22 protein-coding genes and 1 pseudogene are annotated in these 26,668 nt (G+C 66.0%); 12 read left to right on the top strand and 11 right to left on the bottom strand.

Features of this window, described 5'->3' with window-relative positions:
- Positions 1 to 11 precede the first annotated feature (11 nt).
- The 5 genes from FA89_RS05430 to FA89_RS05440 all read left to right on the top strand — a co-directional run bounded on the left by FA89_RS05430 (position 12) and on the right by FA89_RS05440 (position 5,145).
- On the top strand, positions 12 to 1,622 hold the full coding sequence (locus FA89_RS05430) for a ShlB/FhaC/HecB family hemolysin secretion/activation protein (protein WP_185754243.1): 1,611 nt from the start codon (positions 12 to 14) through the stop codon (positions 1,620 to 1,622).
- A 29-nt stretch (positions 1,623 to 1,651) separates the two neighbouring features.
- Positions 1,652 to 4,021, top strand: coding sequence for a DNA polymerase II (locus tag FA89_RS05435; RefSeq protein WP_036138973.1), 2,370 nt, complete (start codon positions 1,652 to 1,654; stop codon positions 4,019 to 4,021).
- Between the two features lie 93 nt (positions 4,022 to 4,114).
- Positions 4,115 to 4,249 carry a hypothetical protein gene (locus FA89_RS20780; RefSeq protein ID WP_255349632.1) on the top strand — a complete coding sequence of 45 codons (135 nt, stop codon included), beginning with the start codon at positions 4,115 to 4,117 and terminating at the stop codon, positions 4,247 to 4,249.
- A gap of 16 nt (positions 4,250 to 4,265) precedes the next feature.
- Complete coding sequence (locus tag FA89_RS20085; protein ID WP_185754244.1) at positions 4,266 to 4,421, top strand: hypothetical protein; 156 nt, start codon at positions 4,266 to 4,268, stop codon at positions 4,419 to 4,421.
- Between the two features lie 76 nt (positions 4,422 to 4,497).
- A complete protein-coding gene (locus FA89_RS05440; RefSeq protein ID WP_036138976.1) occupies positions 4,498 to 5,145 on the top strand; it encodes a TetR/AcrR family transcriptional regulator in 648 nt (215 codons plus the stop codon).
- 56 nt (positions 5,146 to 5,201) lie between these two features.
- Here FA89_RS05440 and FA89_RS05445 read toward each other — a convergent pair whose 3' ends face one another.
- Positions 5,202 to 7,547: a hypothetical protein gene (locus tag FA89_RS05445; RefSeq protein WP_185754245.1), complete on the bottom strand. Its 2,346-nt coding sequence runs from the start codon at positions 7,545 to 7,547 to the stop codon at positions 5,202 to 5,204.
- Between the two features lie 228 nt (positions 7,548 to 7,775).
- Complete coding sequence (locus FA89_RS05450; protein WP_036138982.1) at positions 7,776 to 8,657, bottom strand: LysR family transcriptional regulator; 882 nt, start codon at positions 8,655 to 8,657, stop codon at positions 7,776 to 7,778.
- A gap of 122 nt (positions 8,658 to 8,779) precedes the next feature.
- Here FA89_RS05450 and FA89_RS05455 point away from each other — a divergent pair.
- Positions 8,780 to 9,655, top strand: a pseudogene (locus FA89_RS05455) (SDR family oxidoreductase).
- Positions 9,656 to 9,713: 58 nt separating this feature from the next.
- Here the strand turns inward: FA89_RS05455 and FA89_RS05460 are convergent.
- From FA89_RS05460 to copC, 6 genes are all read right to left on the bottom strand, one after another.
- Positions 9,714 to 10,481 (bottom strand): alpha/beta fold hydrolase, encoded by a 768-nt coding sequence (locus tag FA89_RS05460; protein ID WP_036138985.1) that lies wholly within the window; start codon positions 10,479 to 10,481, stop codon positions 9,714 to 9,716.
- Between the two features lie 65 nt (positions 10,482 to 10,546).
- Positions 10,547 to 11,227 carry a type 1 glutamine amidotransferase domain-containing protein gene (locus FA89_RS05465; protein WP_036138988.1) on the bottom strand — a complete coding sequence of 227 codons (681 nt, stop codon included), beginning with the start codon at positions 11,225 to 11,227 and terminating at the stop codon, positions 10,547 to 10,549.
- A gap of 100 nt (positions 11,228 to 11,327) precedes the next feature.
- Positions 11,328 to 11,936, bottom strand: coding sequence for a TetR/AcrR family transcriptional regulator (locus FA89_RS05470; RefSeq protein ID WP_036138991.1), 609 nt, complete (start codon positions 11,934 to 11,936; stop codon positions 11,328 to 11,330).
- Positions 11,937 to 12,064: 128 nt separating this feature from the next.
- Positions 12,065 to 13,093: a zinc-binding alcohol dehydrogenase family protein gene (locus FA89_RS05475; RefSeq protein WP_036138995.1), complete on the bottom strand. Its 1,029-nt coding sequence runs from the start codon at positions 13,091 to 13,093 to the stop codon at positions 12,065 to 12,067.
- Positions 13,094 to 13,320: 227 nt separating this feature from the next.
- A complete protein-coding gene (gene copD, locus FA89_RS05480; protein WP_051938559.1) occupies positions 13,321 to 14,247 on the bottom strand; it encodes a copper homeostasis membrane protein CopD in 927 nt (308 codons plus the stop codon).
- 4 nt (positions 14,248 to 14,251) lie between these two features.
- Entirely contained in the window at positions 14,252 to 14,635 is a 384-nt protein-coding gene (gene copC / locus FA89_RS05485; RefSeq protein ID WP_036138996.1) for a copper homeostasis periplasmic binding protein CopC, read from the bottom strand.
- A 577-nt stretch (positions 14,636 to 15,212) separates the two neighbouring features.
- On the opposite strand from copC, the gene FA89_RS05490 reads away from it, so the two are divergent.
- From FA89_RS05490 to FA89_RS05505, 4 genes are read left to right on the top strand one after another with little or no spacing between them, the layout of a single operon-like run.
- The gene (locus tag FA89_RS05490; RefSeq protein WP_036138997.1) at positions 15,213 to 16,067 is read left to right on the top strand and encodes a PA4780 family RIO1-like protein kinase; all 855 of its coding nucleotides are present in this window, start codon (positions 15,213 to 15,215) and stop codon (positions 16,065 to 16,067) included.
- A 50-nt stretch (positions 16,068 to 16,117) separates the two neighbouring features.
- Positions 16,118 to 17,137 (top strand): two-component system sensor histidine kinase NtrB, encoded by a 1,020-nt coding sequence (locus FA89_RS05495; protein ID WP_051938560.1) that lies wholly within the window; start codon positions 16,118 to 16,120, stop codon positions 17,135 to 17,137.
- The gene (ntrC, locus tag FA89_RS05500) at positions 17,130 to 18,524 is read left to right on the top strand and encodes a nitrogen regulation protein NR(I) (RefSeq protein WP_036138998.1); all 1,395 of its coding nucleotides are present in this window, start codon (positions 17,130 to 17,132) and stop codon (positions 18,522 to 18,524) included. Before FA89_RS05495 ends, ntrC begins: the two co-directional genes overlap by 8 nt.
- A complete protein-coding gene (locus FA89_RS05505; RefSeq protein ID WP_036139000.1) occupies positions 18,521 to 18,976 on the top strand; it encodes a GNAT family N-acetyltransferase in 456 nt (151 codons plus the stop codon). Before ntrC ends, FA89_RS05505 begins: the two co-directional genes overlap by 4 nt.
- Here the strand turns inward: FA89_RS05505 and FA89_RS05510 are convergent, their stop codons facing one another.
- Both FA89_RS05510 and FA89_RS05515 read right to left on the bottom strand, forming a co-directional pair.
- Positions 18,977 to 21,442: a sensor domain-containing protein gene (locus FA89_RS05510; protein ID WP_051938561.1), complete on the bottom strand. Its 2,466-nt coding sequence runs from the start codon at positions 21,440 to 21,442 to the stop codon at positions 18,977 to 18,979.
- A 75-nt stretch (positions 21,443 to 21,517) separates the two neighbouring features.
- Positions 21,518 to 22,645 (bottom strand): hypothetical protein, encoded by a 1,128-nt coding sequence (locus FA89_RS05515; RefSeq protein WP_036139002.1) that lies wholly within the window; start codon positions 22,643 to 22,645, stop codon positions 21,518 to 21,520.
- Positions 22,646 to 22,802: 157 nt separating this feature from the next.
- Here FA89_RS05515 and FA89_RS05520 point away from each other — a divergent pair, with 157 nt between their 5' ends.
- Together FA89_RS05520 and FA89_RS19110 are read left to right on the top strand one after the other, a co-directional pair.
- Entirely contained in the window at positions 22,803 to 24,089 is a 1,287-nt protein-coding gene (locus FA89_RS05520) for an acetyl-CoA C-acetyltransferase (protein ID WP_036139004.1), read from the top strand.
- A gap of 22 nt (positions 24,090 to 24,111) precedes the next feature.
- Positions 24,112 to 24,675, top strand: coding sequence for an energy transducer TonB (locus FA89_RS19110; RefSeq protein ID WP_051938562.1), 564 nt, complete (start codon positions 24,112 to 24,114; stop codon positions 24,673 to 24,675).
- Positions 24,676 to 24,692: 17 nt separating this feature from the next.
- Here FA89_RS19110 and FA89_RS05530 read toward each other — a convergent pair whose 3' ends face one another.
- Positions 24,693 to 26,636, bottom strand: coding sequence for a phospholipase D family protein (locus FA89_RS05530; RefSeq protein ID WP_081916831.1), 1,944 nt, complete (start codon positions 26,634 to 26,636; stop codon positions 24,693 to 24,695).
- Positions 26,637 to 26,668: the final 32 nt, after the last annotated feature.

A 26,668-nucleotide genomic window follows, 5' to 3' on the forward strand; every position in this document is an offset into this window, starting at 1 on the left:
CCTATCGCACGATGAAACGCCGTACCCTGGTAAGCGCCTGCCTGCTCCTGTTGGGCACGCAGGCGGACGTGGATGCACAGACCCTTCCCGCGCAGGCCCAGCAACAGCCCGCGCAACGCACGGACCGCTATTACGACCAGCGCCAGGCACCACCGGCGCCCGGACGTACGGCCGATCCGCTTCCGGCCTCCACCGCGCCGGCCAGGGCCACGGTGCAAAGCGACGTGCGTTTCGTGCTCACGTCGGTCACCTTCGACCACTCGGCTTTCCTCGATGACGCTGCCGTGCGTGCCGTGGCCCAGCCGTACACCGGCAGGGAAGTGGGCGCGGCGGAACTCAATGCCATCGTCGACGGTGTCAACGCGTTGTATGCGGCCAAGGGCATCAGCACGGCACGTGCCGTCCTGGGCAAGCAGGGTGTCGTCGATGGCGTGGTCCACGTCGATCTAGTCGAAGGCCACCTGGGTGCGGTGCGTATCCAGGGCAACCACCGCACCAGGGAAGCCTTCGTGCGGCGTCGTATCCATGCGCAGGAGGGCGAGCTGTTCGACGCCAACGCGCTGCGCGACGACCTGGTCTACCTCAACCGCACCACGTCGCTGCACGGTGCCGCGTTGCTCCAGCCGGGCGCCTCGCGGGGCATGACCGACCTGCTGGTCGACGTTACCGAGCCGGCACCGCGCAGCTTCGACGCCTTCGTCGATAACGCCGGTGTCGACACCAGCGGCACGACGCGCGTGGGCGTGCAAGGCCATGCGGAAGGCCTGCTGGGCGTGAACGACCGCTTGGACCTGAGCATCGCCAAGGCGCGCGGCGGTACCGACGGATCGCTGTCGTACGCGGCCGTCGTCACTCCGTCCAACGGCATGCTGGGCGCCAGCTACTCACGTAGCCAGATCGATATCGTCAATGGCGCCTACCGCGACCTCGACATCGTCGGCCATTCGTCGGTGGCGGCGCTGAACTTCACCCAGCCGTTCATTGCCAACCAGCGCTGGCTGTTCGAGGGCACGGCATCCTATTCGCACGCCAAATCGTCCACGGACATCGCCGGCACGTCGGTGGCCGATATCACCACCAACGGCCTCGGCGTGGGCATCCTGCTCAACCATCGTGTCGAGGGGCGCGAATGGACGCTGACCCAGTCCGTTACGCACCTCAACAGCGACCAGCCCATCGCCGATGCCGGTTCGTTCCTCACCGCCACCGGCAGCTTCGACGGCGTGCAGCGCCTGGGCGGCGCCTGGGCACTGCGGCTTGGCGCCGGGTGGCAGTACACCTCCAAGGACGCCCTGCCGTCGTCGTCGCTGTTCCAGCTGGGTGGCGTGGGCAGCGTGCGTGGCTACGACCGCGGCATCGTGGCCGGCACCCGAGGGTATTTCCTGGACCTGGAGCTGCACCGCCAGGTGGGTGCGGCGGATCTTTACGCCTTCGCCGACCACGGTGCGGTCTTCGCGGCCTTCCCGCGCGACCGCCAGATCACCGGCGGTGGCCTAGGCGTGCTGTGGAACTTCCGTCACTGGCTCAGCTTCAACGGCGACGTGGCGCACGCGTTCACCAAGGTGATCCCGGGACAGGACAGCTGGCGGGTGGACTTCCGGGCGGCGGTGCACTGGGAGTAGGCCGCCCACCGGTCGGTTAAACTAAGGGGGTGACCACCCCCACCCAGAACGGCTACATCCTGACGCGCCAATGGCGGGACACGCGGGAAGGTAGCGAGGTCGAACTGTGGGTGGCCATGGAAGGCGGCGCCCGCCGTGTCGTTCTCACCGGGCAGCGCAGCGTGGCCTTCGTGGCCGCCTCCGCCCGTGAAACCGTGGAATCCGCGATCCGGCGCGATGCCGCCGTCGAGCTGGCACCCCTGCCGCTGAAGACCTTCGCGCAGGAGCCGGTGCTCGGCGTCTACACGCGCGGGCATCGGGTCATGCAGGCGCTGGAGAAGCAACTCTCGGAGCGGGGTGTCGTGCTGCACGAGGCGGACATCCGCCCCGACGATCGCTACCTCATGGAGCGCTTCATCACGGCGTCGGTGACGATCGAGGCGGCGGAGGCCGATGCCGCCACCCTGGTCAATCCGCGCCTGCGCCCCGGCGAGCGCTACCGGCCGACGCTGCGCACCGTGTCGCTGGATATCGAAACCAGCGCGGAGGGCCAATTGTATTCCGTGGCACTGGAAGGCTGCGGCCAGCGTCAGGTGTACATGTTGGGGGTGCCCGTTGCGGGCGACGAGACGCCGCACGATTTCGACCTGGCCTATGTCGACGACCACGCGGCGCTCATCGTCGCGCTGAACAACTGGTTCCGCCACCATGATCCGGACGTCATCATCGGATGGAACCTGATCCAGTTCGACCTGCGCCTGTTGCAGGCGTGCGCGGATCGCTGCGGCCGCGTGCTCACCCTCGGGCGGGGCGGCACGCCCATCGACTGGCGCGAACACCGGCATCGCGACCATTACGTGTTCGCGTCCATCCCCGGCCGCCTGCCGATCGACGGCATCGAGGCGTTGCGTTCGGCCTCGCTGAGCTTCGCGTCCTTCAGCCTGGAGGCCGTCGCCCGCGAGCTGCTCGGTGAAGGCAAGGACATCGACGACCCGTACAGCCGCATGGCCGAGATCGAGCGGCGTTTCCATCACGACAAGCCGGCGCTGGCGCGTTACAACCTGCACGACTGCGAACTGGTGACGCGGATATTCCAGAAGACGCGCCTGCTCGAGTTCCTGCTGGAGCGCGCCGACGTGACCGGCCTGCAGGCCGATCGCTCCGGCGGCTCGATTGCCGCGTTCACCTACCTCTACCTGCCGCGCATGCACCGGGAGGGCTACGTCGCACCACGCACCGGCCGCGCCACGGGCGAATCCTACCCCGGGGGCTTCGTGATGGAGAGCCGTCCCGGTATCTACGATTCGATCCTGGTACTGGACTACAAAAGCCTTTACCCGTCGATCATCCGCACCTTCCTGGTCGATCCGATCGGCCTGGTGGAAGGCATGCGGGCGGTGGATCGCGGTGCCTGGATACCCGGCCCGCTGGATACGCGCTTCTCGCGGACGACCCATTGCCTGCCTGCGCTCATCGCGCAGTTGTGGACGGGTCGCGATGCCGCGAAGGCGCAGGGCAACACCCCGCTCGCACAGGCATTCAAGCTGCTGATGAACGCGTTTACCGGGGTGCTGGGCGCCCCGGATGCGCGCTTCTTCGATCCCCGGCTGATCTCCGCCATTACCCTGCGTGGCCACGAGATCATGCAGCAGACGCGTGCGTGGATCGAAGCCGACGGCTACGAGACGATCTACGGCGATACGGATTCGATCTTCATCGGCCTGGGGCGTCCGCACGACGAAGCCGAGGCGCAGGCGGTGGCCGACACGCTGGTGGCGCGCATCAACACGTCATGGGCCGCCAAGCTACGCCAGGAGATGGCGATCGACTCCTACCTGGAGATCGAGTTCGACACGCACTACCGTCGCTTCTTCATGCCGACCGTTCGCGGCAGCGAGACGGGTAGCAAGAAGCGCTATGCAGGGCTGGTGCGTGACGGCGACGACGAGCAGCTCGTGTTCCGCGGGCTGGAAGCCGTTCGCAGTGATTGGACACCGCTGGCCAGGCAATTCCAGGAAGAGCTGTTCGGCATTATCTTCCGGCGGCAGCCTTACGAAGCGTACATCCAGGCCTATGTGCGCGACCTGCGGGAGGGCCGCCTCGACGAGCGTCTGGTCTATCGCAAGCGCCTGCGCGGCAAGCTGGACTCGTACGACCGCATGACGCCACCCCAGGTCCGGGCCGCCAGGCTGGCCGACGAGCACAACGCACGGCTTGGCCGCCCCTTGCAGTACCAGGGCGGCGGCTGGATTCGCTACGTCATGACCCTCAACGGGCCGGAACCCATGGAAGCGCGGCGCGCCGCCATCGACTACGACCACTACGTCGAACACCAGCTGCGCCCGATCGCCGATGCGATCCTGCCCCTGGTCGGCGGCCGGTTCGATACCCTGGTGTCGCAGCAGACCCAGCTGTTCTGAACGAACGCGTTTCGTGGCGCGATCTTCACGTGCACTCGACCCCGCCTTACAGGGCAAGGGGGAAGCTGGGCATCCCCCGCACCGGAGCCCCCCATGGCCGAGTCGAACGAATCCACGAAACCGAAGAGCCCGCGCGAGTACGACGCCGGCACGAGCGACCGGGTTGAGAAGAACCCCAAGACGCCGGAGTCCCCCCAGCAGCAGCACGACAACGAAGACCACGGTTGAACCGGGAGTAGCCCTTATGGCCGATCAGGAACACAAACCGCAGTCCGGCGATCGCAACAACGACTATGTCGCCCGCAACGACAAGCCCCAGCAGGTCAAGCGCGACAAGGCGATCGAGGAAGGGGAGCGAAAGATGGACGAGATATCCAAGCGGGACGAAGGCGTGCGCTAGCCGTCGGTAGTGTTGCCGCCCCACGTACTTCACGCTCTAATGCGCCATTGAATCTCACACCTTGCTACCCGACACAGTGACCGTTTCCTCCCAGACCCTCGATTTTCGCGCCCGGCGCCGTCTCGTCACGCGTGACACTATCGCCCGTGAAGCGAGGCGGCTGTTCCTCGAGCGGGGATTCGATCAGGTGACGATCGAAGAAATCGCGGCGGCCGCAGAGGTGGGGCGGATGACGGTGTTCAATCATTTCCCCCGCAAGGAGGATATGTTCTTCGAACACGACGAGCCGGGCAGGGAGCTGATCCGCGAGACCATCCGCCGATACGATCCGGCCATCGGGCCGCTGGAAACGATGCGCCTGTTCGCCCATGAACTGGTCGGGCAGGGAAGTCCGTATATCCGCTTTACCTCGGCGCGGCAGAACTATGTCCAGACCATCGAGGCCAGCGAGACCCTGAAGTCGCGCATTCGTGCCATTCGGGACGAGATCGCCCAGCTGATCGCCGTCGGGCTGGCCGAGCGGGTCGGCCGCGATCCGGCCGATGCCGAGGCCCACCTGGCTGCCGACATGCTGCTGGCCACTTATACGGTGGCGATGTGGCAGGCCCACCGGCGTTATCGCCAGCATCCCGACGCCGGCGAAGCCGCAGCCACCTTCCTCCGCCTGGTCGACCAGGGCACCCTTGGCATCCAGGCCGCGCTGGTCGGCACGCCCTACGCCTGAATTATCGTAACTGCCATGGGTCCACTGCTCCTCGATGGGCACTGCGTACGAGGTACCTACTGGCGTAACACATCCTGCGGCAACGGCTGGTTGTCCTCCGGTTGGGATGGCCCATTCTGCGTCTGGTTCTGCCGGATCAGCACGTCCTTCATCGACAAGGCGTTCTGCAGTCTCACCCTGCGGACGTAGTTGTTTTCGATAAGCGAGTTGCCCACCGAATCCCAGAGGCCCACCTCGCCATCCCCAGCGAAGACGTTGTGCCGAATGATATTCGTCTGGGTCACGGTGCCGTCGTAACCCGTGCCAGGTGCCTGCTGGCCGTCTCGCCGCGTGGGCCCTTGCCCGGACAGTCCTGTCTGGGCGTCGGCAGTCTGCGAGACGGTGTTGCCGAGCAACTGGAAGTGCCAGCCCGGCGTGTAGCCGGTTCCGGTCACGTACTCGCCGGCCTGCTGCACGATGCCGCCAGCGGCCGTGAACCGGTTGCCCGCCTGGATCACATCCGAGGATGGATAGAAGACGTTCTGGATACCGGGCACGCCGTAGTCGTTGTTGACGAACAACATGCGTCCGAGGGTACCCGTCAAGGTCAGGACGGACGTGGCGTCCGGATCGACGTCCCAGGGCCGATCGACCGTCACCTGGCGACGCTGGTCGCTGGCGGTGACGAAGCGCATCTGGCCGGAACCGGTGCCGGCTACCACCATGGCCGAAAAGCCGGTGGCAGGGAACTCGGCTTCATCGGTGATGTTGCCGGTGAGCGTAAGTGCGGTCCCGTTCACCCCCGCCACGCTGCCGGAATAGATGTTCTTGTTCTCGTCGAAGGTTAGTCCCCATACGGACGGATTGCTGCTGGAAGCCCGGCGGCTGAAATTGTCCGCGTAGTAGACATCGCGCGTGGGCATGGCAAATCCCCTTTCGACATCGAGCCCCCCTTCCGGCGACGCCGCCTGCATGAGCGTGTTGCCGGTGAATACGCCGTTTTCCGAGTAATAGCGGAACGACAGGGCGATGTGACGCCATGTAAGCGTCGACCCGGTCACCGACGCGCCATACACATGACCATTCATGAAGATCGGCTGGCTCGCCGTCACTTCGCTGTCGCGAATGCGCAGGTTGGACACGTTGCCGGCCTGCACGCCTGTCGCCATGGTCGTGCCGGACGATCCGAGGTTCATGACGACGTTATCCACGAACGGTACGGAATGCACATCGTTTATCGCCATGTAGTCGAACACGATACCCTTGCCGTTCGTCATGTTGGGCGCGGTTATCTTGACGTTCCTGATGCCGAAGACACCTTGGGCGTAGTTGTTGTCGACGTTGTTCTGGCTAACGAAGTTAGCCTCGCCACTGAACAGTTCGCCGCCATTGGCGTCGGGGAAGCGCAGTTCGGTATTCGAACTCTTCCCGCCGTCGATGATCGAGTGGTTGGGTATGGCGTGCTCAAAGCCCTGGGCGTATTTCCCCGAAAGAACGTACGCGCCATAGCCGAGCGTGATGGTCGCCCCCTCGTTCTCCCAGGTGGCGCGCGTGCCGTTCCCTTTGGCGTCCAGGCCCCTCGCGCAGTTGAAGGCGATGTCGAAACTGTCGTCGTCGGGCAGTCCTCCGCCGTGGGGGCCGGCCACGGTGCATGTCCGTGCCGGCCAGGCGACGGGCGCTGCGATCGTAAATGTACTGTCGGCGGTGGGTCCGATGGAGCGGTCCGCGCCCAGGCCGAAGTGGTCGAACTTCTTCCACGCGGCCGGGCCTCCCGATCCGTTATGGAAATAAAGGTCGTACGAGCCGGCAGGGAGGTCGGCAGGTAGCGCGAAGCTCGCGCTGTAGTTGCTGTCGATGGCCGAACCGGGTCGATCCGCGGTCAACGTCCTCACAACCGCCCCGTTTTGTACCAGCGCAAGGAGAGGCGACCGTGCCGAGGCCGATACGCCGCCCATCGCGGTGCCATACAAACGAAGATACCCGCCAGGTGATGCCGTCGAGCCCCGGTCACCCTGCACGAACCAGATATCCGGGACGTTCACCAGGCTCATCGGCCCCACGGCCCCCGAGCCCGGTTCGACCAGCCGGAAGGCGTAGACGCCGGATACCGGGTCGTGGGGCAGAAACTTGACTGAGTGCGTACTGGCTTGCAGCGGCACGATATCGCTGGTCTGGGCCTCCGATATCGAAGCATGGGCCAGGGGACTGCCTGCATCGTCGTCGGCCAGTCGTTGGTACCTGACCACGGTATTCGGTGAGGTGTGCGCGGCACTGACGACGATCGTGTCGCCGGCGACCACGGGCTGCGATGCCCATAACGCGGTGGGTAATCCCGTATCGCCGGCGTGGCTCGGCGCCATGATGCAGGCTGCGATCGCCAGCGCGATCCCTTGGGCGACTATCCTTTTACGCGAAACGCTCATACGTCCTATCTCCGCTATCCGTGTCAGTAAAATGTCAACGTCAGCGGTTCTACTCGTGCGCTGCTTCGAGTGCCAGCACGGCGGCGTTCAAGCGCTCATCGAAAGGTAATGCTGTGACGTCTGTCCCAGATAGAAGGCCCTATGCAGCACCGTTAATTATTGCGATGTCGCGTGTGGCGCCGCCGAAGACGACGAATGCGCCGTTTTACGTCATGGCGGAGACGCGCGTCAGGCCTGTGCTACGAACGATCCGTCGGGATACCGGCTCGCCATGAATTCCACGAAGGCGCGGACCTTGGGACTCTCGAGTCGCCGAGACGTATGCAGCACCCAGAGGTCGACGTCATCACCGGCCACGCCCCACGTCACCAGTTGTCCCCTCTCCAGCATGTCGCCGACGATCGACTGCGGCAGCAACGCGGCACCTGCGCCGGCCGCGACGGCGTCGCGCACCATCGATAGCGACGAAAGGCGCAATACCGGTTGCGGTGCGATGGCGCGCTTGATGTCTCGCACGGTCCATACGTCGCCATCGCGATAGCTCGAGGTCACCACGGCGCGGATCGGAAAGGGATCGCTGTCGCCGTCACTGGGTCTCGCGATCGACGGTGGCGCGACAAGCAGCAACCGGTCGTGCGCGAAGCAACGACCGACGAGGTCGGAGTCCTTCCGTGGGTTGATCCGGATGGCAATGTCGAAGCGTTCGTCGACGAGATCGACGATGCGATCTTCGGCAACGGCCTCGATCTGCACGTCGGGGTAAAGTGCGATGAACTCCGCCGCCAACCTCGCCAGCGCCACTTGCGCGAACAACTGCGGTGCGGCCACGCGCAGCAGCCCACGCGGCCTATCCATCCCATCACGCGCCGCCGCCAGGGCCTCGGCCACTTCGTGCATCGGGCCTTCCGTCCGGGTCAGCAGGCTGCGCCCCGCGACGGTCAGGGCCAGGCTCTGGCCGCCCCGTTCGATGAGCCGGGTCCCCAGTGCTTCCTCCAGGTCCGCCACGCGTCGCGATAGCGTGGCTTTCGATCGACCGCTGGCCCGGCTGGCCTTGCCGAAGCCGCCGTGCCTCGCCACCAACTGGAAGTCCTCGAGCGCGCTCAGGTCCATGGTGTCTCAATAATGATACGGATAGTCTCGATCTTAGTGGCTGTGTTTCTTATCCGCTACCACCTATCGTTCTTTCCACCCAACCAACCCACGGCCGTCCCGGCCATTCAAGGAGTCATGTCATGACCATTCTCGTTACCGGTGCCACCGGCCAGGTAGGCCGCGAAGTCGTCAACCAGCTCGTCCAGCGCGGTGCCGACGTGCGTGCCTTCGTCCGCGATCCGTCGAAGGCCGAGCTTCCCGCCGGCGTGGATGTCGCCAAGGGCGACCTGCTCGATGTGGACGCCCTGCGCAGTGCCTTCCAGGGCGTAACGACCCTGTTCCTGCTCAACGCCGTCACCCCTGACGAATACACCCAGGCCATCGTGACGCTCAACGTCGCTCGCGAAGCCGGCATCGAGCGCATCGTGTACCTCTCGGTGATCCACAGCGACCGCTACGTCAACGTGCCGCACTTCGCCGGCAAGTTCGGTGTCGAGCGCATGCTCGAAGCGATGGGCATGTAAGCCACCATCCTGCGTCCGGCGTACTTCATCGGTAACGACCTGAGCATCAAGGATGTAATCACTGGCTACGGCGTGTATCCCATGCCGGTGGGTAGCAAGGGCCTGGCCATGATCGATACGCGCGACCTCGCCGAGGTTGCCGCACTCGAACTGCTGCGTCGCGAGAACGCCGCGCAGCCATTGCCGCTGGAGCGGATCAACGTGGTGGGGCCGGACACCCTCACCGGCGCCGCCATCGCGCAGATCTGGACCGACGTGCTGGGCCGCCCCATCGCTTATCCGGGCGAGGACTTCGCGGGTTTCGAGGGCAACCTTCGCCAATTCATGCCGTCGTGGATGGCGTACGACATGCGCATGATGACCGAGCGTTTCGTCACCGAGGGCATGCAGCCGGAGCAGGGTGACGTGGCACGCCTGACGGCCATGCTCGGCCGGCCGCTGCGCTCGTATCGCGAGTTTGCCACCGATGTGGCGCGCCATTCGGCGACGTGATCGTTCCTACGGAACCAGCCGTGGCGGTCACGCTCCCGCGAGCCGCCACGCTGTGCCTTCACTTGCCCGAGGCGATCGCTGCCTTTTCGATCAGCCGGGCCACGTCGTCCGGATGCGAGAGGTAGGCGACGTGGCTCGAGTTCACCTCGACAACGGTGCTGCCCGCACGCTTCGCCATGAAGCGCTCCAGATCCGGATTGACGGTGCGATCCGCGGTGGCGACAAGTGCCCAGCTCGGCTTGGTCTTCCATGCCGCCGTCGAAACCGTATCGGTAAAGGCATGCACGGAAGGCATCACCTGCGAGGCCGCCATGAAGCGCGTCTCCGTCGCGGGTACGTCGGCGGCGAAGTCGGCTCGCAACTGTGCCGGCACGATGTAGAGGAAATCGTCCGCCGTTTTCTTGATCGCCTTGGTGGCGCCCGGCATCTTCTCGGTCAGCGTGGCCAGGCTTTCACCGGTCTCCGGCTGATAGGCCGCGATGTACACCAGGCCGGCGACCTGCGCATCGTTCCCGGCCTCCGTGATAACGGCGCCACCGTAGCTGTGGCCCACCAGCAGGCTGGGGCCCTGCTGCATGTGCAGGACAGCCAGCGTGGCCTTGACGTCGTCAGCAAGCGAGGTCTCCGGCTGTTGCACGACGGAGACGTTGTAGCCGTCGCGGGTGAGGATCTCCGCCACCGGCTTCCAGCCCGAGCCATCGGCGAAGAAACCATGGACGAGGACGATGTTCTTCACCGGACGCGCCGGGGCGGCATGCGCACCGAAAGCACCCAGGGCCAGGGCGAGCACAGCGGCGATACGCGTACGACGAAACGACAGCTTCATGGGATTCTCCAGAAAAGGGATGTGCGTGAGCAGGAAGGGATGTGTATGTGTCGGCTGGCGTACTCTCAGCCGGCGAGCTGCTTCATCAGCACGGCGGCCGCTTCGGACGAGGAAGCCGGGTTCTGTCCGGTAATCAGCAGGCCATCGGTCACAACGTACGAGCCCCAGTCCGGACCCTTCGAGTAGACGCCGCCCTTGGCCTTGAGCTCGTCCTCGACTAGGAACGGCACCACCTGGGTGAGGCCGACGCCGTCTTCCTCGGTGTTGGTGAAACCGGTGACCTGCTTACCTTCCACCAGCGGCTTGCCGTCGGGGGCCTTCACATGGCGCAGCACGCCCGGCGCATGACAGACCAGGGCGACCGGCTTGCCCGCCTCGATGAACGACTCGATCAGCGCGATGGAGTGGGTGTCCTCCGCCAGGTCCCACAGCGGGCCGTGGCCACCCGGGTAGAAGACGGTGTCGAAGTCGGCCTGTGACACGGTGTCGAGGCGGACGGTGTTCGCAAGCTGGGCATTGGCGGCAGCATCCGCTTCGAAGCGGCGGGTCACGTCGGTCTGGAAGGACGGCTCGTTGCTCTTGGGATCCAGCGGCGGCTGCCCGCCCAAGGGCGAGGCCAGCACGATCTCGGCGCCGGCATCCTTGAAGGTGTAGTAAGGCGCGGCGAGCTCTTCGAGCCAGAAACCGGTCTTGCGGCCGGTGTTGCCAAGCTGGTCGTGGGAGGTGAGGACGATGAGGACTTTCATGATGAACTCCTGAGTGAGTTTAAGTAGACCGGTCGTCTACAAGACGGTTGTTTAAAAAGGCGCTTCGCTGTGAAGCGCCCGGTAGGGCCCTTCCCCCGGATCAAGCGGGAAGGTGCAGGATCTGGCGAGTAGTGACCATGGCCTTATGGAACGGTTCGACGTTGCGGACGATCTTGACCATGACGCTGGCGCCGAGCCAGAGTTGGTAGAGGCTCTGTGCCACGTCCGACGCTGGATCGTCGACGGACAGCGATCCATCGGCCATGCCCGCCTCGATCGCCTGGGACAGGTGCGTCACGATGCCTGCAGTGCCGCGCTTCATCGACGCGCGCATCGCTTCGGACAGGTCGGACACCTCGGCACCCAGCTTCACCGCCAGGCACTTGCCCTGGCAATCCTCGAACGACTGGTTGTGCTCCCACGCCTGGAAATAGTGCTCCAGCCGCTCCGCCGCGGTACCGCCGGCCTGCCGGAGCGTGCGATCCATATCCGCAAGGTAATCCTGGAAGTAGGCCTCAAGCATGGCCTCGCCGAAGGCCTCCTTGGAAGCGAAGTAGTGATAGAACGAGCCCTTCGGAACGCCGGCGGAGGCAAGCACCTCGTTGAGGCCGACCGCCGAGAAGCCCTTGCCGCCCATGATGCGCTGGCCCGTAGCGAGGATCTTCTCGCGGACGTCGAAGGTTTCGATGGTGGCGGTGGCGGTGGTCATGGGTAGAGACCATACCCTCAATTAGACCAGTCGTCTACAGCTATTTTCGAAGCGGCTTCGCGGCAGACGCGAAGCTGGAGCAGTTCGTCGTGGATCCGTGTTAGTCCGGCGATGACGGCCTTGTCGGTTCAGCTTTCCTGGGTATCCGGCCTGACGAGCACCAGCTTCCCGAGCATGCTGCCGGCTTCAAGCTGCCGGTGCGCCTCGATCAGGCGTGCGGCATCGATACCGTCGATACGCTGCGTCAGCGTATGCGTGATGTCGCCCCGGTCGACCAACTCCGCCACCCGCCGCAGCAACGCATGCTGGCGCGCCATGGTGGCTGTGCCGAACATGGCACGGGTAAACATGAGCTCCCAGTGGATCGAGATCGATTTGCCCTTGAAAGGCGTGATGTCGACGCTGGCCGGATCGTCGATCAAGGCGAACTGGCCTTCCGGCACCAGCGTCTCGGCCACTTGCGGTACGTACGTCGCGCTGTGGTTGAGGCCGATCACATAGGCGAGCCCGTCGATACCCAAGGCCTGCAATTGCGGCTTCCAGGGCTGGTGGTGGTCGATCGTGTGATGGGCGCCGTGATTGAGCACCCAGTCGCGCGTTTCCGGGCGCGACGCTGTACCAACGATCGTCAGGCCCGTGAGCGCACGCGCAAGCTGGGTCAGGATCGAGCCGACACCTCCCGCGGCGCCCACCACCAGCAGGACGCGGTGCTCCGTGGGGTCCGCTTCGTGCACGCGCAGCCGGTCGAACAGGAGTTCCCAGGCGGTGATCGCCGTCAAGGGCAGCGATGCGGCCTCGGCAAAGTCCAGCGAAGCAGGCATGGGACCGACGATACGCTCGTCCACGGCCTGCCGTTCCGCGTTGCTGCCCGGGCGCGTGATATCGCCGGCATACCACACGCGGTCACCGGCCTTGAAGCGCGTCACGCCCGGGCCGACCGCCTTGACGATACCGGCGGCGTCCCAGCCCAGGATGCGCGGCTGTCCGGCCGGCACATCGCCATGGGCACGGACCTTGGTATCCACCGGGTTGACCGACACGGCGCGCACATCGACCAACAGGTCGTGCTCACGCAGCGCCGGCTCGGGCACGTCGACGTCCTGCAACGCCTGGGGCTGGTCGATGGGAAGGTTCTTGAAGAAGCCGACGGCTTTCATGGGGTGTGTTTCTCCGTAACGGGTGCGGAAGCGATGACGCTATTCTTGCCTGGGATGAGGTCGCTTACTTGTATACGCCCAGTTGCTTGAGCAACACGAGGTTGTCTTCCAGGTGCCCGTTGTCGTGATCCGTCCATCCGTTTAGCAACAAGGGCATAGCGATGAGCGAAGTAGGCTTGTCGTTCGCTGAGCACATCGCGTCCCGCTGAAAGACGGTGTTGCTGGTCTCACGTTACAGGAGAGAGTGTTCCCAGCCACGCCACGAGCCCAAGGATCATCCCGGCCAAACCCGTCTCCACCAACACGCTGCGCTGAAGGAGACGCAAGGCCCGGCTGGGTTCTCCCTGCTGCCTTGCGATGGTAAGCGCGGGAGCCAGCCGGTAGCGGTTCATGCTCGCCACCACGAGCATCATCCCGAACAGCCACAGCTTGATGACGAGAAGATGGCCATAGCGGGTGCTCGCCAGCGTCTCCCACGAGACTCCGGCGATCATCACGTAGTTGATGACACCCGTCAGCATGAGCAGCGCGACGATCCATACACCGACACGCGTAAAGCCATGTGCGGCCTCGCTTAGGAGGTCGATGGATTGTGGATGCCCGCGCCGTGCGTCTCGGGCAAGCAGGACGAACGCCACGAGTGCTCCCCACCAGGCACCAGCGGCCCAAAGGTGAACGATATCGGCTGCCAGATGAGCCATGCCGCGCGCCGCCGCATCCATCGCGCCATGCCCGGTCCAGGCAAGGCTGGCTAACGAAGCCGCACCGGCGACGGACGCGATAGTCCACATCGGCCTGGCCGGCCGACGCAGCGCGTGCCCCATAAACAGCAACGCCAGCAGCGCCACCATACGGACCTGCCAAGCCCAACCCATCGTGGTGTCGACTACCAGCACGGCGTACGTCGACATAGGGATGTCGGACCACGCCGCGGCGCCAGCCATGCCCTTGGCCGACCACGCCAGAGCAGCGACCGAGAGCACAAGCCCTGATATCGATCCGAAGGCGATCAGCCGGCTATACGACCTGCCCACCCTGCCTGCGCGGTGCGCCTCAGGCAAGGTGTGGAGTGCAAAGAGCGGCACGCCAAACAGCATCATCAAGTCGCCGTAGAGTGCCCAGCGCAAGACGATCATCGGCAGCGCGTCACCCACCGATTTACTTCACTTCGAACGTAAACGAACCTTTGACCGCGTGCGTATCTACCGAAACCACGTGCCAGTCAACGCGGTAACTGCCTCGCGTCAGCGGACGGGTTGGCGTAACTACAAGTGTCTGGCCGTCCGTCCCCGTCGCGACCGCGGTAGCGACCTTCGCCGGCGCCATGGCCATGCCGGGCATGGCTGTGATCATGACGTCGGCAGCGGAAAATTGCGGCATCAACGCCTCGGAAAAGGTCAGCTGGATGCTACGAGGAGCTGCACCGACGGCTTTGTCGGCGGGCGTCGAGGAGATGAGCTTGGGGTGGGCGAGGGCGCTGCCGCTGAGGAGGAAGGCGGCAAGGCCGAGCCACGTGACAGCAAGGCGTCGGAATGTAGGCATGTCAGTCCTGGTGGTCATCGGCTTGGAGGTTCACACGGAAAGGTGAGTGTGGAGCGCGGTGTGGGTGAATCCACCGCTTCCGGCGCCAAGCATGGGACATGGACCGACGCGAGAGTCAAGCTCGGTATGCATGCGGCTGGTCGCCACATTCCATAGGTGAATTCACCGCGTCACAAGACCGCTTCAGCCTCCGACAAGAAAAGCCATGTCGCTCTAATGCGTTTACTGCGTTTACTGCGTTTGCAAGCGCAATGCCATTCGGAATCCATTGCTCAATCTGAGCCTTCGCTTCGCGCGCTGACTGCTGTGGCTGGAAGGTGTCGTTTGGATCGTTTCCACTCACGGCATTACATCCGTGCATGGCGACGGAGAGAGGAAAGATGCAGATCAATAGCGCTCGGGTCGATCTTTTCACGACGCGATATCCCTGGCGATGTGGGTATTGCCGTCTGGATGGTGACATTACGTGATCTTGGCCAGGTTCTGAACGACCGCTTGGCGGGTTGGCGCTACGCTCAGTAAAATGTAAAAATCAAGGGTTGAACGCCTCCTTTATGCCACCGGTCCCCGAAATAAATTGAAGACCCCCCAAGGCCTGCAGCCGTTGATCGATGACGGCATCATTGACGACGTGCTCCGGCCACTCAAGAGCGGCAAGGAGGCGGCGGTGTACGTTGTCCGTAGCGGCAACGACGTCCGCTGCGCCAAGGTCTACAAGGACATGGCGCATCGAAGCTTTCAGCAGCGCGTGCAGTATCAGGAAGGCCGCAAGGTAAGCAGCAGCCGCGAGGCGCGCGCCATCGGCAAGGGAAGCAAGTACGGGCGCAAGCAGCAGGAAGTTGCCTGGAAGAACGCTGAGGTCGATGCGCTTTACCAGTTGCGCGATGCCGGTGTTCGCGTGCCCGAGCCGTTCGGCTATTTCCACGGCGTGCTGGTGATGGAACTGGTCACGGACGCCGATGGCCTGTCCGCCCCCCGCCTGGGCGAGGTCGATCTCAGCGCCGATGAGGCTCGGGAATACCATCGGATCCTCGTGCGGCAGGTCGTGCTGATGCTGTGTGCGGGATTGATCCACGGCGATCTTTCCCCGTACAACGTCCTTGTCGGTCCGGATGGCCCTGTCGTGATCGATTTTCCGCAAGTCGTCAGTGCTACGGGAAATAATGCGGCGCGCAACATGCTGCTGCGTGACGTCAACAATCTCACCGCCTACCTTGGACGCTCGGCGCCCGAGTTGCTGGAGACGTGGTACGGCGAGGAGATGTGGGCCTTGCTGCAGGCCGGCGATCTCCGCGCCGATACGGAACTGACCGGTCATTTCGAGCCGGATGAGTCCGAGGTCGATCTGGACAGCATCCGGCAGTCCATCAATGACGCAAGAGAAGAAATGCTTATACGGCAGCAGGGACGTGAGGCGGCGGAAGAAGACTAGGGGTCAAGGACGCCATTGCATCCACCCAACCCCTTCCCTAAATTGGTGCAATGCAAGCACCAACCCAAGCCGACCTCCTGACGCTCCTGGGCACCGGCCTAGCCGTCGTCTCCACGGACGGCCGCGTCAGCTGGATCAACCCAGCCCTCGGCGAACTCCTCGACGTCGGCCCCCGCACCGCCCCCGGGCAGGAGCTCACCGCCCTGATGCGCAACCCAGCCCTGGCGGCGCAACTCGATCGCGTCGCCCTAGAGCGCCGCGCCTACAACCTCCGCGCCGTCACCTTCGGCGTCGCCCGTGGCCGTGAACTCACTGCCGACCTGATCCTGCAGCCGCTGGACGACGGCAGCATCCTCGTCGAAGTCCATCCGCTTGCGCCCGAACTCGCGGCAGCCAGCGCCGGCACCCCGCTCTCCGCCACCCTGCGCGGCTTCGCCCACGAGGTGAAGAACCCCCTCGCCGGCCTGCGCGGCGCCGCCCAACTGCTGGAACGCCGCGTCGTCGACAAGGACCTGCGCCAGCTCGCCGCCATGGTGATCGCCGAGGCCGACCGGCTTGCCGCGCTCGCCGATGGTCTGCTCCGCCACGGCGGTGCGCCGCGTCTGGGTCCGGTCAACCTCCACGAACTGCTGGAGCGCCTTGAAGGCCTGGTCGTCGCCGAAGCGAACGCCCCGCGTGTGCGCCACGACTTCGACCCCAGCCTGCCGGATACGCTGGGCGACGCCGACCGCCTGCTCCAGGTGCTGCTCAACCTCACCCGCAATGCCTCTGAAGCGGGTGCTGACACGCTCACCCTGCGCACCCGCGTCGAGCACGGCGCGCGCGTGGGCGAACGTACCGTGCGCGCCGCGTTGCGCGTAGACGTGATCGACGACGGCCCGGGTGTGCCTGACGAACTGCGCGACACCTTGTTCCAGCCGCTGGTATCCGGTCGCCCCGACGGCACCGGGCTGGGGCTGGCGCTGTCACGCGAGATCGCGCTCGAACACGGCGGCGACCTTCGTTACACCAGTCGTCAAGGCGAGACCGTCTTTTCCCTCTACCTCCCGATGGAGCGTCCGCATGACTGAGATATGGATCGCCGACGACGATCGCGGGGTGCGTTTCGTGCTGGCCGAGGCCCTGCGCGATGCCGGTCACAGCGTGCGCGAATTCAGCGCGGGCGATGCGGTGCGCGCGGCGCTGCACGAGAGTCGTCCAGCGCTGCTCGTCACCGATGTGCGCATGCCGGGCGAGAACGGCCTGCGCCTGCTCGAAGACCTCACCCGGCGCAACATCGGCCCGGTAATCGTCATGAGTGCGTTCACCGATGTCGCCACCACGGCGGCGGCGTATCGTGCTGGCGCTGCCGATTACCTGGCCAAGCCGTTCGACCTCGACCGGGCGGTGGAGGCGGTGGGTCGCGCGCTGGCCGCCGCCCATGAGGAAGTCATCGCACCCGCGCCGCGCGAGGACGAACACGCGCTGCTCGGTGAGAGCACCGCCATGCGCGAAGTATTCCGCCTCATCGGCCGTGTCGCGGCCAGCGACCTCAACGTGCTGATCACCGGCGAGACCGGCACGGGCAAGGAATTGGTGGCGCGCGCGCTGCACGAGGAAAGCGCACGGCACGGTAAGCCCTATGTCGCGCTGAACACTGCCGCCATTCCGTCGGAGCTGCTGGAAAGCGAGTTGTTCGGCCACGAGGCCGGCGCGTTCACCGGCGCCACGCGGCGGCAAGCCGGGCGGTTCGAGCAGGCCGAAGGCGGCACGCTGTTCCTCGATGAAATCGGCGACATGCCGATCGGCCTGCAGACCCGCCTGCTGCGCGTGCTGGCCGGTGGCGAGTTCTATCGTGTGGGTGGGCGCGAGGCGATCCGCAGCAACGTGCGCATCGTCGCCGCCACGCACCAGGACCTGGAGGCGCGGGTGGAGCAGGGCCTGTTCCGCGCGGACCTCAAGCATCGTCTGGACGTGGTGCGCATCCAGCTACCGTCGCTGCGCCAGCGCAGCGGCGACATCCCCCTGCTGGCCCGGCACTTCCTCGCCCGTGCGGCGGCCGAACTGGGTGTGCCGCCCAAGCGTTTCTCGCGTGGCGCGATGAAGGCGGTGGAGCAGCGCGATTACCCGGGCAACGTGCGAGAACTTGAAAACCTCTGCCGTCGCCTTGCCGTGGTGGCGCCGGGCCTGGAGATACTGGCCAGCGACCTGGGCAGCCTGCCGGCGCGGGAGACGCGCGGCGTGGAATGGACGGATGCCCTGCGCATCTGGGCCCAGGACGCGCTGGCGCAGGGCGAGCCCGATATCCACGCGCGTGCCCGCGAGGCGCTGGACAAGACCCTGCTGCAGGCCGCCCTGCTGGCCAACGACGGCCACCGGCAGCACGCTGCGGCGGCGCTCGGTGTCGGCCGCAACACCCTCACACGCAAACTCGGTGCGTCGCGCAAGCGGCGGCCGTCCAACGGACAACCCACATGAGCCTCGACATTCGTCGCGCCGGTCCTGCCGACGCGGATAACCTGGCCCGCTGGAACACCGCCATGGCCTGGGAGACCGAGCAAAAACGGCTCGATCCCGCCACGGTGGCGCGCGGCGTGCGCGTCGTGCTCGACGAGCCACGCCGTGGTTTCTACCTCGTGGCCGAACGGGATGGCGTAGCCGTGGGTTGCCTGATGGTCACCTACGAATGGAGCGACTGGCGCTGCGGTGATTTCTGGTGGGTGCAGAGCGTGTATGTGGAAGCCGAAGCGCGCGGCACCGGCGTGTTCGGCGCCCTCTACCGGCAGGTGAAGGCGCTGGCCGAAGGCGCGGGGGCGGTGGGGCTGCGGCTGTACGTGGAGTACGAAAACGAACGCGCCCAGCGCACCTACAGCGGGCTGGGCATGCAGCGCTGCCATTACCACATGTACGAGGCCCCGCTGGGGGATTGATCAGCCGACCAGGAGGCGCAACTCGCCCGTATCCACGGCCGCGATGCGTGCCTCGAACTGGCGCGCCGATATGGCCTTGCCGAACAGGAAGCCCTGCATCTGCGGGCAGCCCGCATCGCGCAGGAAACGGGCCTGCTCGCCGCTTTCCACGCCTTCGGCCAGCACCTGCTTGTTCATGCCCCGGCCCATCGCGATGATCGCGCTGACGATGGCTGCGCTGTCGTTGTCCCAGGCCACGTCGCGGATGAAGGCGCGGTCGATCTTCAACGTATCGATGGGGAAGTGCTTGAGGTACGACAGGCTGCAATAGCCGGTACCGAAATCGTCCAGGCTCAGCGACACACCCAGCGACTTCACGCGGTGCAACAGCCGGGCAATGTGGTCGCCGCCCTCCATCACCGTGCGCTCGGTCAGCTCCAGCTCCAGCAGGGTGGGATGGATGCCGCTGTCGGTGATGATGCCGCTGAGCGCTTCGAAGAAGCGCGTGTGCTGGAACTGCAGGGCGGATACGTTGACCGATACGGAGAGCGGTCGGTAGCGCCGCGTCCACAGCTCCGCCTGGCGGCAGGCTTCGCGCAGTGCCCACTCGCCGATCGGCACGATCAGTCCGCAGTCTTCCGCCACCGGGATGAACTGCTCGGGCGTATAGACGTCCACGCCGTCCACCTGCCAGCGCAGCAGCGCCTCGGCACCGACGATGGCGCCCAGGTCCACGTCCACCTTGGGCTGGTAATGCAGGCAAAGCTCGCCGCGCGCCAGCGCCTTGCGCAGTTCCACCTCGATCCGCACACGGGCGGCATTGCGCTCGTTCATGCTGGGATTGAAGAAGCGGTAGCCGTTGCGGCCCTGCATCTTCGCTTCGTACATGGCGGCGTCGGCGTGGCGCAACAACGACTCCGCATCCGCCGCGTCCTCGGGATACACGCTGATGCCGATACTGAAACTGATGGCCAGTGCGGCGGCGTCGACGCTGACCGCCCGGCTGCAGGCGGCCAGCACCTTCTCCGCCACGACGCTGGCATCCGCCGGGCCATCGATCACCGGCAGCAACACCACGAACTCGTCGCCACCCAGTCGGCTTACCGTGTCGTCCGCGCGCACCGCCGCGCGGATACGTCGCGCCACCTCCTGCAGCAGGGCGTCGCCGGCGGCGTGGCCCAGGCTGTCGTTGATCTGCTTGAAATGGTCGATGTCGACGAAGAGCAGGGCGGCACGCTGGTTGCGTCGCGTGGCCGCCGTGGTGGCGTACTCCATGCGCGATTGCAGCAGGGCCCGGTTGGGCAGGCCGGTCAGGGTGTCGTGGTGGGCCAGATGCGCCATCTTCAGCGCCAGCGCGCGCGTCTCGCTCACGTCGTGGAACACCACCACCCCGCCGACGACGTTGCCGGCATGGTCGTGGATGGGCGCGGCCGAATCCTCGATGGGGCTTTCGAAGCCATTGCGGTGGATGAGGATGGCGCCGGTGGTGAGGCCGACGATGGTGTGCCTCTCCACCGCGGCCCGCAGCGGATTGGCCAGCGGCAGCCCCGACACGGGCTCGCGCAGATGGAATACCTCGTCCATCGGCCGGCCGACCGCTTCCTGGCTGGACCAGCCGGTCATGGCTTCGGCGATGGGATTGAGCGAGGTGACGACCAGGTTCGTATCGGTGGTGATCACGGCATCGCCGATGGACTTCAGCGTCACCTGCGCCAGCTCTCGCTCGCGGAACAGCGCATCCTCGAAGGCCTTGCGCTCGGTGATGTCCTGCACCTGCGAAATGAAATACAGCGGCTCGCCATGTTCATCGCGCACCAGCGATGCGCTGAGCAGGCCGTGCACCGTGTGCCCGTCGCGATGCACGTAGCGTTTTTCCAGCAGGTACGATGGGCGGTCGCCGGTCAGCAAGGTGTCGACCAGCGCCAGGTCGCCGGCCAGGTCGTCCGGGTGGGTCACGTCCTGGAAGGCGGTGCTGAGTAGTTCGTTCTCGGTATAGCCCAGCATGCCGCATAGGGCGTCGTTCACCTGCAGCCAGCGGCCGTCCGGCCAGACCAGCGCCATGCCGATGGAGGCGTGGCGGAACGCGAGTGAAAAGCGACGCTCGCTTTCGCGCAGCCGCCCTTCGAGCAGCCGCCGGCTGGAGATGTCGGCGAGCACGATGGACACACCGATCGGCTGCCCGGTGTCGTCTTTGTCGAGGGTGAAGGTGGCCTGGGCGTACCGCCCCGCGGCATTGGACATGCCCTGGTCGAAAAACGGCCGGGAGGCCAGCACCTCGCGTATCCCGTCGGCCATCAGCGCACCGATCGGCGCGGGCAGGGCATCGTCCGCGCGGCGGCCGACCAGCGAGGCGCCATCCGATCCCATCCACGCGAGGAACGCCGGGCTCGCATAGCGAAAGCGCGTATCGGCATCGATGTAGGCCAGCATCGCCAATGAGCGATCCAGGAGGTAGGCGGGCCAGTCGGTGGGATGATCGCTGTTCACGTCGTCCCACTCTAGTCCGTCCGTCTACGCTTAACTATGCGAAGACGTCCTAATCGTGGGGCCGTACCGGCAGGGTCAGTGCAGCGCGGGTGCCGGGGCCGTCAGCGTGCCGTCGCCGTCCAGCATCACCCGGCCCAGGGTCTGCACTTCGCTGGCGGCACCGTAACGCTCGGCCAGCGTTTCCAGTAGCGGCACCAGGGCATCGGGTGCCAGCGGGTAACCATGGGCCAGGATGCGCGCCTTGCCGGGTACCGGCTGCGCCACGGTGATCGCGGCCATGCCCAGGCCGGGCGCCTCGTGGGCATAGAGTCGCGGCGCCTCGGCCGCGGGATCGGCCTCGGCCAGCGCCTCGACCAGGTAACCGGCGGGGCCGGGCGGCATGCCGTCCATATCGAGGTGCAGGTGATGGGCCGCGAGCAGCGCCGCGTACTGGCGCAGCTCGAACAGGGTGCCGGCAAACTCGTGCGCGGCGTTGCCGCCCTTGTTCGCATCCCGGGCGAACCAGCCGGCGAGGGCGGGGATGCCTACCCGCCCCTCGGCGTAGCGCAGCGGCAGGCCCCGTGAGCCCAGCGCGGTTTCCTGCTTGTACGGCGTGAGCAGCGCGGCTTCCAGCATCGTCCACAGGGGGGCCAGGTTGACGTGCTCGTATTGCACGCAGGTGAGTGCCAGCAGGTCGTCGCGGCTGAGGTAGCGCGCGTGCTCCAGTCGCATGCCCAGCGTGCGCATCAGGAAGTCGGCCGTGGCCGTGCCGGCCTCGCCCTTGGCGGCCAGCTCGCGCTCCATCGCCTGCGACAGGTCCTCGGCCTGGTCGGCGGGTGCCAGCAGCATCCATGGCACCAGGCGCATCGGGCCGCCGGCGTAATGCGGGTCGGGCACCAGCGGCTGGGCGGGCATGTGCCCCTCGTGCGAGCCGAACGCCACCACGCCACCGGCGGTGACCACGCGCGGCACGCGGCGGGCCAGTTCCTCCAGCGTGGCGAACACGGGGAAACCCGGACGGAGCAGCTCCACCCCGTCGAACAGCGCACCAGCCAGCGCGAAACGCGAGGCCTCGACGCCGGGCAGCAGGGTGCGCAGGTCGTCGGCCACCAGGTCGGCCAGGGCCTGCGCCTCGTCGCGGGTCAGCTCGAGCCGGTCGGGCATCTCGCCGTCGGCCAGCTCCAGGGCGAGGACGGCGGGGCAGGCGATCAGCGACTCGTTCACGGCGGGGATTTCCGAACGGCAAAGGAATGCGATTCTACCATCGGGGTTTATCGGGGTTTCCCCGGGACGGGATGCGGGTTAGCCTTGCCGATACGCGTTCGTCGGCGATCGTCGGCGTCCGCGATCCCTTCGCCTTCGATCCGGTCCTTTATAAAGCATGGAAAAGACGCAAAAGCGTGTGGGTGTGGTCGGCGGCGTCCGCATTCCTTTCTGCCGCAACAACACCGCCTACGCCGACGTCGGCAATTTCGGAATGTCGGTGAAGGTGCTGGGTGCCCTGGTCGAGAAGTTCGGCCTGCATGGCGTCGAACTGGGCGAAGTGGCCATGGGTGCGGTCATCCGCCACTCGTCGGACTGGAACCTGGCGCGTGAAGCGCTGCTTTCGTCCGGCCTGGCGCCGACCACCCCGGGCATCACCTCGGCGCGCGCCTGCGGCACCTCGCTGGACAACGCCATCGCGATCGCCAACAAGATCGCCACGGGCCAGATCGAGGCCGGCATCGCCGGGGGCTCGGATACCACCAGCGACGTCCCCATCGTCTACGGGCAGAAGCTGCGCAAGCGGCTGCTGGCGCTCAACCGCGCCCGCTCGTTGAAGGAAAAACTGCAGGTCGCCACCCGCGGCTTTTCGCTCAAGGAACTCAAGCCCTCGTTCCCCGGCGTGGCCGAGCCGCGTACCGGCAAGTCCATGGGCGACCACTGCGAGCAGATGGCGAAAACCTGGAAGATCGGTCGCGTGGAGCAGGACGAACTGGCCCTGGCCAGTCACCGCAACCTGGCCGCCGCCTATGACTCCGGCCTGCTGGATGACCTCGTGGTGCCGTTCCGTGGCCTCAAGCGCGACGGCTTCCTGCGTGCGGAATCCACCCTGGAAAAACTCGGCTCGCTCAAGCCCGCGTTCGACAAGACCTCGGGGCAGGGCACGCTCACGGCCGGCAATTCCACGGGCCTGTCCGACGGCGCCGCCGCGGTGCTGCTGGCCAGCGACGAGTGGGCTGCGGCCCGCGGCCTGTCCATCCAGGCCTATTTCACGCATGCGGAAGTATCGGCGGTGGATTTCGTCCACGGCGAGGGCCTGCTGATGGCCCCGACCGTGGCGGTGCCGCGCATGCTCAAGCGGGCGGGGCTGACGTTGCAGGATTTCGACTTCTACGAGATCCACGAAGCCTTCGCCGCGCAGGTGCTGTGCACATTGCGTGCATGGGAGAACGACGACTATTGCCGTACCCGGCTGGGCCTTGACGGTCCGCTGGGTTCGATCGATCCGGCCAAGCTCAACGTCAACGGCTCCAGTCTCGCGTCCGGTCACCCGTTCGCGGCCACGGGGGCACGCATCGTCGCCACCCTGGCGAAGATGCTGGAAAAGAAGGGTTCGGGCCGTGGCCTGATCTCCATCTGTACCGCAGGCGGCATGGGCGTCACGGCGATCCTCGAACGTCCCTGATCCTGTCCGTTCCCGAGACCGCATGCTCGCACTTCGTACCAGCACGTCCCTCAGCGCCCTCGGGCTCGTCATCGGCATTGCCGGCACCAGCTGGCTCACCGCCCTGACCTACGAACGGGCGCCGGCCACGCGGCCGTTCGCCGAAGTCGTGATGCCCGGCACGGGCCATGGCCTGCCGCGACCGACGGCCCGGTCGGCACGCACCGATGTGGCGGATGCCGTCACGGAGAACCGTTCGTTGCGGGAGCGGCCCCGTGCTGCGCCGGTTGTCCGGCCGTCCGCCCCGCGCGTCGCGGCGACGCCCCGGCAGGCACCGAACGACCTGGTACCCGTCTACACCCCGTCGCCGCGCTATCCGATGTCGGCCTTGCGTGCACACCGCGAGGGCCAGGTGGTCCTCAGTGTCACGGTGACGCCGGAGGGTGGCGTGGCGGATGTCGCCGTGGGACGTTCCAGTGGCGACACGGACCTGGATCGCGCCGCCGAAGAGGCCGTGCGCAACTGGCGCTTCGCCAGCGCGGAAGACCGCGGGCCGCGCTATACCGCCGACCTGCCGGTGCGCTTCGAGCTCACCCGCCCCGACTGATCCTCAGCGGCAGTCCATCAAAGGATGCCCGCGGCCGATGAGCCGAAGGCCGTGATCATGCGCGTGTAGATCAGCTTCAGCGACACGTCCACTTCGGGAAAGTCGCCCACGGCCTCGTAGCAGTCGAAGAAGCGCGGGTCTTTCCAGCGCATCGGGATGCAGCCGGGCTTGAGCTGGTAGCTGGTGGCATAGCGGAACGGCCACAGATCGAAGAACGGCAGGCGCTCGGAGACGTCGCCGATGAATTCGTTGACCGACGACAGCACGGGAATGGTTTTCTGTCGCGGCCCGATCGACCACGCGTTCTCCGGGCGGATGTCCTGCATGATCGAATCGCGCAGGCGGTCGGAAAAACGCTTGTCGTAGATGATCACGCCCGATTCGGTGTTGTAGTGGTCCGAGCGCGGGTCGAAGTTGTGCGTGCCGACCATGGCGAAGGTGTCGTCCACCACGATCGACTTGGCGTGCAGCCCGAAGCGCACTCCCTCGGTCAGCAGCGGTGCCGGGCGGGATCGCGGCCCCTGGTGCGGACGGCGACCGCCGAAGGCCATGAAGCCGGCGGATTCCGAGGGCGCCGCCGCGGGCAACGCACGGCGGCCACTGCGCCGTCCCGACTTGCTGGCGCCGCTGCCGCTCCCGCTGGCGGTCAGCAGGGGGGGCGACGGTTCCTCGCCGGTCTGCCATTCCCGTGCGTCGGGGTCGCCATTGGCCGGGTGCGGCTTCATCTCGTAGATCTCGAAGCCGTAGTCGATCAGGTAACGCTTGCGATGCTTGTATGACATGGCATACACCGCGAACGCATCGGTGGAGGCCAGGGAATTGGTCGAGACCACCACGCGCGGCGGTGACGGCTTGCGTTGCAGCGTGCTGAAGATCTTCTTCGCCGGCTTGCTCATCACCAGGTACGGCGTCTGCAGGATCACCTCGCTGTGCGCGTTACGCACCAGGCCCATGATGTGGCGGGTGAGCGCACGCGCCTCGCGCCGTTTCGGCTCGTCGGTCTTGCCGGGCAGGTCGGACAGGTATTCGACGCGGTTCATGCGCAACGTGTCGCGTTGGATACGGTCGGCGATCCACTCGGGGTCTTCCGCATCGGCGACGATGTCGACCACGCGCTCGGGATGCTCGTAGGTGGGCGTGACCCAATGGCGTGGGTCGTCGGTGTCGCGCACCAGTTCCTTGTTGACGTCGCGCAGGTGCGTGAGCTGCACGGCGCGCTTGTGGTTCCAGAACTGGGCGAAGCTGGCACCCATGGCCCGGGCGGCCGGGCCGCCGATCATGACGTCGCGGTCCACGTAGTCGAACGTGCCGTCCCAGTCGAAATAGCGATCCTCGTAGTTGCGGCCGCCGGTGATGCCGATGACGTCGTCCACCACGATCAGCTTGTTGTGCATGCGCTGGTTGAACTTGAAGAAGCAGCACACGATGCCCGCCGCGAAGGCCATCGGTGTGGTGTGAGCGCTGTGGAAGGTGGGGTTGTAGAGGCGGATCTCGAGGTGGTCGCTGGCGCGCGCCAGCCCGGCCAGCAGGCCGGCATCGCGGAAGGAGAACAGCTGGTCGGCCAGGATGCGCACGCGGACGCCACGGCGGGCCGCCCGCACCAGTTCGTCGAGGACCAGCTTGCCCGCGTCGTCCTGTTCCCAGATGTAGGTCTGCACGTCGATGGTCTGCGTCGCCGCGCGGATCAGGTTGATGCGCGCGGCCATGGCGGTCTCGCCGTCTTCCAGCAGCGTGGCCACGTGCACCGGCCGCGTGTCGGTGGACGCCGCGTCCGCTTCCCGGGCCGCGTCCACCAGGGTAGACGGCGCGGCGCAGTGCTCAGCCTCCTGGGCGCAACTGCTCTGCCGGTCCACCGTCAGCGCGACCACGGCGTCGGCCTTCCGGATGCGCTGTGCGGACAGCGAACAGCCCGAAACCGCCAGGACGGCGATGATGAGAAAGAGGAAGTGGTGGCGTCGCATGGCGGGGATCATAGGTGACCCGTCACAACGCG

It is taken from the genome of Luteibacter sp. 9135, from assembly GCF_000745005.1.
In the GTDB taxonomy this organism is placed as follows: domain Bacteria; phylum Pseudomonadota; class Gammaproteobacteria; order Xanthomonadales; family Rhodanobacteraceae; genus Luteibacter.